Source organism: Photobacterium gaetbulicola (genome assembly GCF_003025515.1).
GTDB lineage: Bacteria > Pseudomonadota > Gammaproteobacteria > Enterobacterales > Vibrionaceae > Photobacterium > Photobacterium gaetbulicola.
This window is the reverse complement of record NZ_PYME01000035.1, coordinates 47229-57317: the sequence shown is the minus strand read 5'-3', so window position 1 is coordinate 57317 and position 10089 is coordinate 47229. Positions and strand designations below refer to the sequence as shown.

The 10089-nt window shown below is 42.5% G+C and carries 8 protein-coding genes and 1 pseudogene; 4 read left to right on the top strand and 5 right to left on the bottom strand.

Annotated elements, in window-relative coordinates:
- Positions 1 to 425 precede the first annotated feature (425 nt).
- On the top strand, positions 426 to 2366 hold the full coding sequence (locus tag C9J03_RS23060; protein ID WP_044621256.1) for an acyltransferase: 1941 nt from the start codon (positions 426 to 428) through the stop codon (positions 2364 to 2366).
- A gap of 405 nt (positions 2367 to 2771) precedes the next feature.
- Positions 2772 to 3719: a DUF2569 domain-containing protein gene (locus C9J03_RS23055; RefSeq protein WP_052829630.1), complete on the top strand. Its 948-nt coding sequence runs from the start codon at positions 2772 to 2774 to the stop codon at positions 3717 to 3719.
- Between the two features lie 108 nt (positions 3720 to 3827).
- Here C9J03_RS23055 and C9J03_RS23050 read toward each other — a convergent pair whose 3' ends face one another.
- A complete protein-coding gene (locus C9J03_RS23050; RefSeq protein WP_044621257.1) occupies positions 3828 to 4595 on the bottom strand; it encodes a hypothetical protein in 768 nt (255 codons plus the stop codon).
- A 291-nt stretch (positions 4596 to 4886) separates the two neighbouring features.
- Positions 4887 to 6134, bottom strand: coding sequence for an SGNH/GDSL hydrolase family protein (locus C9J03_RS23045; RefSeq protein WP_044621258.1), 1248 nt, complete (start codon positions 6132 to 6134; stop codon positions 4887 to 4889).
- Positions 6135 to 6514: 380 nt separating this feature from the next.
- On the opposite strand from C9J03_RS23045, the gene C9J03_RS23040 reads away from it, so the two are divergent.
- On the top strand, positions 6515 to 7195 hold the full coding sequence (locus tag C9J03_RS23040) for a hypothetical protein (RefSeq protein WP_044621259.1): 681 nt from the start codon (positions 6515 to 6517) through the stop codon (positions 7193 to 7195).
- A gap of 26 nt (positions 7196 to 7221) precedes the next feature.
- Here C9J03_RS23040 and C9J03_RS23035 read toward each other — a convergent pair whose 3' ends face one another.
- The 3 genes and pseudogenes from C9J03_RS23035 to C9J03_RS23030 form a co-directional block, all read right to left on the bottom strand.
- Complete coding sequence (locus C9J03_RS23035) at positions 7222 to 7533, bottom strand: hypothetical protein (protein WP_044621260.1); 312 nt, start codon at positions 7531 to 7533, stop codon at positions 7222 to 7224.
- Positions 7534 to 7875: 342 nt separating this feature from the next.
- Entirely contained in the window at positions 7876 to 8148 is a 273-nt protein-coding gene (locus C9J03_RS27350) for a sunset domain-containing protein (RefSeq protein ID WP_476704040.1), read from the bottom strand.
- Positions 8125 to 8808: pseudogene (locus C9J03_RS23030) on the bottom strand (endonuclease); the annotation flags it as partial. The gene C9J03_RS27350 and the pseudogene C9J03_RS23030, both read right to left, overlap by 24 nt.
- Before the next feature lie 337 nt (positions 8809 to 9145).
- On the opposite strand from C9J03_RS23030, the gene C9J03_RS23025 reads away from it, so the two are divergent.
- The gene (locus C9J03_RS23025; RefSeq protein ID WP_044621262.1) at positions 9146 to 9925 is read left to right on the top strand and encodes a transporter substrate-binding domain-containing protein; all 780 of its coding nucleotides are present in this window, start codon (positions 9146 to 9148) and stop codon (positions 9923 to 9925) included.
- Positions 9926 to 10089: the final 164 nt, after the last annotated feature.

The following is a 10089-nucleotide window of genomic DNA, read 5'->3' as shown; positions in this document are numbered from 1 at the left end:
GCCCCCACTCATCAATCGGATACCTAACCCCCTCTGAATTTGCAGTACTAACACGTTCAGGGCTAAACAACAGCAATGTAACTGACATTACTAAAGAGGTGCTGGATTAGTTATTGGGGGCAGGTCACAGCAACTACATTTTTCTCTGTGCACTATGATAAGAAATGTATAAGCCTTTCCGTGTTACGTTCGTCACACAGTTTTTGCCCCAATCCAAAGCCACTTCTACCCTCTATTTTTTAGAGTTTTAGCTCTATCACATTCTGTATATGACTAGTTGCGATATCTTGCTCGGTGTTTTGAACACCGATAGAAATCAAGTGCGAACTGGCTTGTTTCGTTAACATCCGATTGAAAGGGATAGATGCGAATTATCTGACAAATAAGAGTCATAAATAACAGTGTATTAAGTGAGACTATTAATAATGAAGAATAAATTGCTGACAATGGCGGTACTGGTTGGGCTGATCAATGGCTGTGGAGGCGGCGGTGGCGTTGGCTCTAAGGAGGGGGCAACCTTAAGTAAAGAAAGTGCTGAGGTTGCCGCTATCAGCCTTGAAACGTTGGAACAGCCAGTGGCAATGAGCAACTTTATCATTAGTGTGTTGCATCAGTTATCAGCTAAAGAAGGTAAGATATCGGATGACTGTAACACTAGCTCCTCGGAAATAGGTAGCTTTTCTGCAAGTCTTATCGACTCGGTATTAACCATTGAACTGAACGAATGTGATATAACCGGCAAAGAGAAAATTACTGGCTCCGTCACTGCTACATTTGACAGTTTGAGCAAACAAGGCCAATACCTAGAGTTTAAAGGTGAGCTTGATACAGGTGTGCTCAATTACGATCAGTATGGTCAGCAATATACGATTAAATATAACGCTTCTGTTACTCAGGAGCTTGAATCAAGCCACCAGGTAAAACTAACAATGGCTTTGGGGGGTAACGAAGCTATTTACGTAAATGAAATACCGCTCTATTTTTCCAATAGTGAAGTGGTTAAGGTTCTTGACTATATGTTAGGAACATATTCCGCAACGGCTTACGCAGATATCACCGCACCCCATATTTTTAAAGGCTCTCTGGCTCTACGTACATCAGAGGCTTTGCAGGGAAATATCCTTCGTTACCCAACTCGAGGTAAGTACGAAATTCATGGGGCTAATGGTAGTTACGCTTCAGTTAGTCCTGGCAGCACCGATGATTGGGCTAAAATTGAAGAAAGTGGCTCATCTGATTATGTAGAAGTAAGCTGGTCTGATATGACTTCCGGCGCGATTATTGCGTTTCCGTCAAGACGTGCCTCAGCTCCAGGAGAGTTTAATTCTTATTATGTCTCTGATGAACCGAAGCTTTACAGCAACCAGTCACCAGAGGTGGTAAAAACAGCTGACAATCCGTTAAAACCTGAGCAAACGTTGCTGATAATCCCGGCCCCTACTCCCGATCAGTTAACTAACAGTGAGTTTTATAATCGTTACGACTATTCCACAATATCGCCAGACGATTATAGCGTAACCGCAGATGGCCCATGGGTTACAGTTCGGGTGCTAAAAGATCTGCCAGTCGATGCTAATTTTACCCTTAGGCTATTAAACGGTGATGGTGTCGATTACGCCAGCGTTGATTTCAACACAGAAGAAGTCTATGAAATTTCAGTGAACCAGGATCAGGTGATAAGGGATCTTGCACCATTCACTCTTAAACCTGTAAAGGTTACTGATGAGAGTAAAAATTTCACTGTTAGCTGGACACAGATAGTAAAAGACGATCAGATTGAAGTGAACCAGAACAACGCAACAGAAGCGACAATCGATCCATCAGAAATGACACCGGGCGAGATCTACAAGTTCAAAGCTGAAATAACAGATCCCTTTGGTAGAGAATTCATTCATGTAGTCTCGCTTATGGTCGAAGATCCGCTGAAAGGCAACTCATATATCTCTTATGAAACTGACCACCTCTGGCGTGATCCTAATGAAAGCTATATAAAAGTGATTGAATCTGCCGGTAACATTACAAGCTCCGATGCATACATCGCTAATGTTTATGACAATGGCTACAACCTGTCAGAGTCGTATAGCTTAAACGTTGATAACATGACCAACGGTTACGTGTATAAGGATTATTATGGCCCAAACACTACCGGTGATTTTTCCTTCTCGATTGATGGTTCATCACTAACATCCAACTGTATGGAGTCGAGCATACAATTGGATGTTCTGGAAAATGAGATGGTACATGAAGGAGCTAATAGCGAAACTGGTAATCCCATCGAATACCAGAAACTTGCTGTAGACTTTACTATTACTTGTGAATCCGGAACCTTAACCGGGAAAATTCGTTCAAATTCACTAGTAGAGTAGTCATTAAAGAGGGCGAGGCGTTACTGCCTCAGCCATCTTACAGAACAATACGTACAGACCCCATATATGGCTCATGCATACTTCCATTCCATAACGCATACACTGGTCTGTACATATTCAAGATTTAAAAACCAAGATAATTGCTCCTATGTTACCAACTTCCTTACCATCCGATAGCATATTGATTTCCCCCTCAAACTGTTGTAATCAAGACACTATTTATTATTGAGATAATAAACACTTTTTTGCGTGGCCCAATCTATAAATTCTTTTCGGGTAAATTCTATTTGGTATTTGCTGCGTAATCGTTAAATTGTTTTATATCAATTAATTATAAAACATCCCGCACTAAAGGCGAGATTGTGATAATATGCACACGAACACATATAAAACATGGATTATGTTATGACAAAAAGTGAAGTAAAGGGATTGTCAGGCTGGCTTGCTGTTATAGCACTTGGCGTACTTGTTTCCCCTATAAGACTACTAGGTGAACTATTTAAGTTCTCCTCCTTGATAAAGGAAGGTAACGTTGGGTATTTAGCTGCAGAAGCCTCTCCAGGTTACATTGAATGGTACCGGGAGCTTATATACTGTGAGATTTTCGTCAACTTGTTTTCTCTCACTGTCTGTATCTATATGGTTTATTTGTTTTTTAGCAAAAGTAAACACTTCCCTAAGATATACATCTTCATGGCATTTTTTACTCCGATTATGCAGTCTGTCGATGCGTATGCTGTTAAATCGATAATGTCACCTATAATTTTACCGGATGAGCTAACGAAAGGAATATTTTTAAGCTTGATCACTATTGTGATTTGGGTGCCCTACATGCTTATGTCTAAACGTGTAAAGAACACATTTGTTGAGGAAAAATCCATAAAGCACTATTCCGTAACTTTTGCGATATTATTTCTTTTCGTTTTCCAGCCGGGTGCTGTCTATTTTTCATTGCTATTGCCATCAGAAGTATCCGCAGCCGCAATAAATCAAAATAAATTACCATTCTCTGAAGATAGGTTGATTGAGTATAAAGAATCCCTAAGAAAGCTTTCAGAAGTTAACAATAAAAAACTGCCAGTGATGATTGATAGTGAAACAAGATTGGACTCAAGCTGGATGTTGGATAATGTGTATGAGTATCGCTATACATTGGTAAACCTAGAAGCTGAAGAAGTTGATGTTGATTCGTTTGATCATCATATGACCGCAGTAATAGCAAAGGCATCGTGCAACGATGAGTTTGTCCGCAATTTATTTCTGAACAATATTGAAGTTAGATTTTCATATTATGGTTCGAATGGAAATATAGTTTCTTCGTTTGTCTTCGACGGTTCCAACTGCGAGGCGTGATAATGCGCAGTTTTCCCGCTAACCATGGCCTATAGACAGAGGCTTCACTGTTGAGCTTGAGTTAACGGTAAATCAATGAGTAGGGTTGTGCATTATGTTAGATATTAATTAGAACACTTTCACCCCATCGATATGATAAGAAATTAGCAGTTCCTCAGTCTGCAGCGCGCCCCGCGGGCCTTGGTAGTCAAACTCTCGGACGCGCTTAACTGTCAGACCTGTCGCAGTATCGACCCACAGTTCGGTATAGCCAACTCCACTTTCATTCTCTCCGGCATCTAAGAGGTGTATACGCTGCTCGTCTAAACGGAAATGGCAAGCCTGCAGCTCTTCACCACCGGGTAGTTCTAAAGTCACTATGCCTTGATTAGAAAATACCTGCCTAACTTCGGTATGCTGCTCACGTCCACCGTCACCATGGCGCCTGTCAACAAGAAAGCTCACCCGCTCCTCCTGCTCACCGACAGCAACACCGTGAAGTAAGTAATAAGCTGGTGGCGAGTACTCTCCAGAATATTGAACTTCACCACTCATATACTCTTCATAGCCAACAAATTCAGCACGCCTATCTTCCGTATCAAGCAATGTATATTCGGCATAAAGAGCAGGTTCACCGTTGCCAGTTATCATCGAAACCTTGATCAGATCACTGTAACCCACATAGTATTGCCCCGCCTCAAAGCGGAGGGCCTGAGTTTGGTTTTCTGCCAGGCGTCCATTACCTGCATAATGCCACTCTGATAGATGCTCACCGTCACGCCATACATCGGGATTAAAACAGTCAATGGTTGTCGAATCGCTATCGCTGCCACAACCAACAAGTAACAAAGCGGTTGCGGCAAACTGGAACGTTTGACAAAGAATTTGGCGATTCATACTGCACTCTACAGCTAAAAAATAAACGCCGCGAATATTAAAGAATAGGAAAGCAAAGGACAAAAAAGTCTTACCTGATAAATGTAAGCTAAAGTAACTTAATCAAATCCCACGGGAGTGTTCCTCTGTACCTAACTCATACTTGGTGCAAGCATCAGAATACGTTATCTGTAGTTCGATAATAAAATTGGCAATGTTCGTCTCTTAACATTGCCAATTTTTCCTTTATATTTGCTATCAGCACTGCCCTTCACTATTCCGAGGCTGATCTAAAAAAGTTAAAGTGAGCCCTTAGAAGGTAAACTGGTTAATCACCGTCTCAAGGATACGATCGGCAATGTATTTATGCGTGGCTGTCGTCGGATGTGTCACCCCCCAAAATACATACGAATCAGAACCGTAATAAGCACATTCGTTTGTCAAACTGTGACTGTAGAGGTAATCCAAGGCTGAGCTACGGTTGATATTCAAACAAGGCTCTGACGCATTATGGAAGCCATGTTGCTGCGGGTTACTGGTGATCGCTTCGAACAGGCTGTACGCGTCAAACAATGCCACGTTGATGCCTTTGCTTTGGTAGTACTCGGCCTGTTCGCGAATATATTGGTTAAACTCTTCAATCTTTTGTCTCACCAACAGCACTTGTTCCTGTGTTGAATACTTAAACTGAGGTGCTTTGGTTGCATCAGGTAGCGTCAACAACAAGATATTTTGCGCCCCAGCATCCGTCAGGCGTATCATCGCTGCGCTATAATCGGCTTTGACTTCTGGCACTTCGCGGTCGTAGTTCATAAAATCATTCAAGCCGAATTCCAGCGTAAACAAGGTGTTTTCTGGCTGGTAGTTTTTCGCCATTTTCATATAAGTCAGATATGAGGTTACCTGATCATAAACACCGGTAAGTGCAATGTACTGGTTTGTACCTGCCGCGCCACCCACAGCCCAATTATACAGTGGAATGTTCTTGTTTTGAGCAAGGTATTCGGTCCAGACAAAGCCATTGGAAAAATGGCCTAAGAACCACGAGTCCCGGTTTGGAAAAACCCACTGGGAGCCGTTAAACATATTGCCGGTATCCGACAGGCTGTCACCAAATACCACCATTTTATTGATAGCTGCAGGCTGGGATTCTTTGTCATTGGTCCAAATTGAATGGTTGTAAGAGAGACGATTATCAGCTGCAAAATATGTAATGTCGGCTACCTCATGCGTAACGCCCAGTGTCTCATCGCAACGCTGCTTGATATTGTCCTGGGACTCGCTGGTATAAAACATGTTCTTAAAGGAAACAGATGAGTACCAATAACCTGGAATCGTGAAATAACTGCCGTCGTCATTCAATGCCCACTCCCACTCCGTAGCCGAGTCATCATGACTAGCACCTGTACGATACCAGCACCTGACATATGTGTATGTTTCAGATGACTGGACACTTTTGACGTCCTCAGCGGTAATTGACTCCGGCGTCAGCAGTTCACTTTCCAACGCGTAAGAAGCCATCGGCAGCAGTATAGAGAGCAATAAAATGGAATTTTTCATTTTTACCTACTTTTGTTAATTATTGTTAAGGGGTGATGGTTTGTTTCTGTAATAAAATGCAACCTAATACGTGCAATTAGGCCTCTAAATATGCAAGTTGGCGGATAAATTAATGCTTGTGCACTAGATATTGCATGGCCCCTTCAGTAACCATCAAAATCGTGCTTTATACATGTATTACCCTTCATATAGTGTAATAACTCTAATCAAACAAAAGCAAAAACTCACATGCAATTTAAATATATTTTTCTGTATAAAGATCACGAAGTGTCAATTAACGGGCGTAAAGCGTCAATGTGTCGTAACACATTGTTTTCATGCTAATCTACATGTAAAAGCTTATAATTTGTTAATTTGAGTCAGACAACATGGACATAATTATGCAAAACCGATTGGGCACCGCGATACAGCTTGTTCTTGCTACTTCAATTTTTTATTTGGGGTATACTATCTATTCTTTTACCAATACGATTAATAAGGTCGTTGATACCTATCCGCAAATGATGGCTGAAATCAACACGACTGCAGACAAACTTGAAATTGAACAATGGTTATTACTGGCAAAAACCTTTGAAGAATTATCACCACAGGCATTGGATCTTGCTGATGATATCAAGGCCACTATCGATGGGGTAAATAAAACGGTTGCCTCAGTAGACAATAAAATTCCAATGCTTTTAGATGAAGTCAAAGTCATCCGCAGTGAAACCATTCCATTACTGGTGCAAACAGTCGAGACGGTAAACAGCACCACGCTGCCTGTCGCCTTAGATGAACTAAAACAATATCGAACCAATGTCATTCCGGCCGTCATCATTGAAAGCAAGGGGTATAGGAAAACCACCATCCCCGCGATCATTGCTGAATCAGAGCAATTGCGAAATGATGTACCGATTATGCTAGCGAAAACCGATGAGATAGTAGAAAAAAGTGAACAGCTGACTCAACAAGCGACACAAGGCGCAGTAAAAGGCGTACTCCTATCACCCGTAAACCTGATCCGAGATGCCGGTACAGGGTTGATCAGCCTTCCAGCAACAAGAGTACCGGAGAAAGAATAAGCGGCTTAGATCACCGCTAAAATGTACTAATCGTTTTGACTTTTCTTAGCCTGGTAGGAACTGACAATAAACACGATTCCCATAAGGCTCTGAATGGCCATAACAATAAGAAACAGGTGCATTGATATTTCGCAGGCTATGATCTGTTTTTTGGACAGATATGCCGCAGAGGTGACGAGCCGCTCCCAATGGAAAAAAAGCAGTGCCGGAAAAAGCGCAAAAGTTACAGCCAAGCCTTTGATATACCAAGCCTTGGCTTGCCATTCCGCAGCTGTGTTAACGCAGTACCGCCCGGCAGTCCATAAGATCGCAGCTAACAATACCACTAAGCTTTCCATGGCTTTCCTTAATACATCAATTTTTCTGAATTAAGTGAAAATTACCATTAGATTTTCTTGTCGAAAAGCTCAGATTTGCTCCTTTTATGCCAAACCATTCCGCTACATATTTTTACCAATACAAATAGCTAGAAATGAGACCGCATAAGAAATTACATTTAGAAACAATCTGGGATTTCAGCATTTATGTCTGAAAAGTAAGTGAGACACTCAATTGCTGGAATCTCATTTCTCTATTTTGAAGAACAAAATACGTTCAAACAATGCTTTCATAGTACGGATGTGCCATAACAAAAATGATTATTGGCTGGGTTTGCTAACCCAGCCATGTTTACATATTACTTATGAACAATTGCCGGCCTTGCGATATCCTGCCGATAAGGCCTCTTGTTCTGACTTGAAATCAACAACATTCTTTGGGCTCACCCGATCGTAGCTCGGGCACCCCACAGGCAGGTGATATACCTTGCTGTTCTTGTTCCCTCGGATCAGCTCTAGCGGTTCAACATCCGCTTCTTTGCTTCCGGTTAACGATGTTTTCAGCCCATCTCCGCTATTCTTATGGCCGATATTCCACACCTTCTTCCCTGTCACAAACGGATTATCATTGCCCATTTGCTCTGCGATACGTCGGTTACGCTCAAGCTCCCATTGAGTGACAGGGAACTGTCTATCCCACGCAACCAGCAGTCGTTGTTGCTGGTCCGACATATTTAGGTTGTAGCGGTCAAACATATAGAAATAGGTTCGTGCTATCTGGCCTTTGATTTCGTCCCTCGGCTCAGCCAAGCGGCTTTTGAAATCAACTTTAAACTCACACTGTCCATATTGACTGGCCGGAGCACTGAACTGGCTGAAGTTAAAGTTCGAACGATCACCATTAACTTCCCCTATAGAAGGTGTCAGGTTGTGCATGTCTGCTTCCATAGCAGCAAAAACAGGATCATTCTTCACGCAATTTTTACGGCCACCTTCCTGCCAGCATTGCCTCGCGCGGCCAAAGTTTGAGGCGGGAACGATGTGCTCCCACTCGATCCGTTGGGCTCGGTTTTGGTTTTTTCGCACCTCATAACCGCAGCTATCGAGGTCAACGCGCCCGCCACTTTTTCCCATGAAGGTATAGCTACAGCCACAATAAAACGTACCGTTGCCAGTACGGTCGAAATAAACATTCTCCTTCGCTAACACTTTGGCATGGCTAAAATTATTCGGTGTCGCTGAGGTAGTTGTCGATAAAAGAAGAGCAAATATGGGTAGAAGCAGTTTTTTTGTCATATTTCATGCAGCAAAGGTATTGATAAGTTGCACTAGAATGACACAACACTATAGATAATTCGATAGGTAGATTAAGTTGTTATGGGTAATCATCTGGCGTAAAGCGTAAATGCAACGACTTCGCATCTCTACCCTCCCCGAACACACTGTAACGAAATAGTTACACCAAACAAAACACCCAAAAACACCATCGCCATTGACATTTTCTCTTGCGCTTATTTTCCAGTTCAATTATGTTGGTTTGGAAAGCAGACAGAGGCCCATCACAGCCCCGCTACACCTTTTTTCAGCAGTGTACGAAGAAAGACCAGACCAAACACAACATAAGATAGTGAACATGAAGCCAACATTTTTAACTGCCACTTTGCTTGGGGCTGCAACCCTAGTTTCCATGCCTTCATTAGCCGGTGAAGCGCTAGATAAAATCACGCAAAACAATGAAATCCGCATTGGTGTGACCGGCGACTACATGCCGTTTTCCGAAAAACTCAGTGATGGGAGCTATGTCGGAATCGAACATGAACTCGCCGCGATCATTGCTGATGAGCTGGGCGTAAAATTAACCTTGGTACCGACCAGTTGGCCAACCCTGATGGAAGACTTCAAGGCTGGTAAATACGACCTTGGCATGAGCGGGATTTCGGTTAATGCAGCTCGCCAGGAGTATGCTGATTTTTCTTCGAGCTATTACAGTTACGGGAAAAGCCCTATCACATTATGCGAGCACGTCGATCAGTACAATACACTGGAGAAAATTGACCAACCATCGACGACAGTTGTCATTAACGAGGGCGGCACGAATGCGCAATTTGCCCGTGCTCACTTAACAAAGGCCAAACTGCATGTTGAGCCAACTAACAAATATGTATACGACCGCATTCTTGATGGCACAGTCGATCTGATGATCACTGACTCCGTCGAAGCCGATTACCGTGCCAGGCATCATGAGGAGCTGTGCCGCTCTATGCCTGATCAGCAGTTCACAGAATCAACCATAGCGGCAATGATGCCCAAGGATATCGAGCTCAAAGCACGTATCAATACGATTTTGGCTGGACTCGAAGAAAATGGCCAGCTCGATAAAATTATTGATAAAAATATGGGCATAAAACTTTAACCCTTCCACATTTCAAAAGTGCCACGTTAATCCGTGGCACTGTTCCCCAATCCTTACCCCCATACCACCAGTATTATTCTCTGCGAAAAATTTAAATTGAAACGTTTACATCCACATTAGACATTCAATTTGAGATATTTCTTATAAGCTTACATATTCAGTAA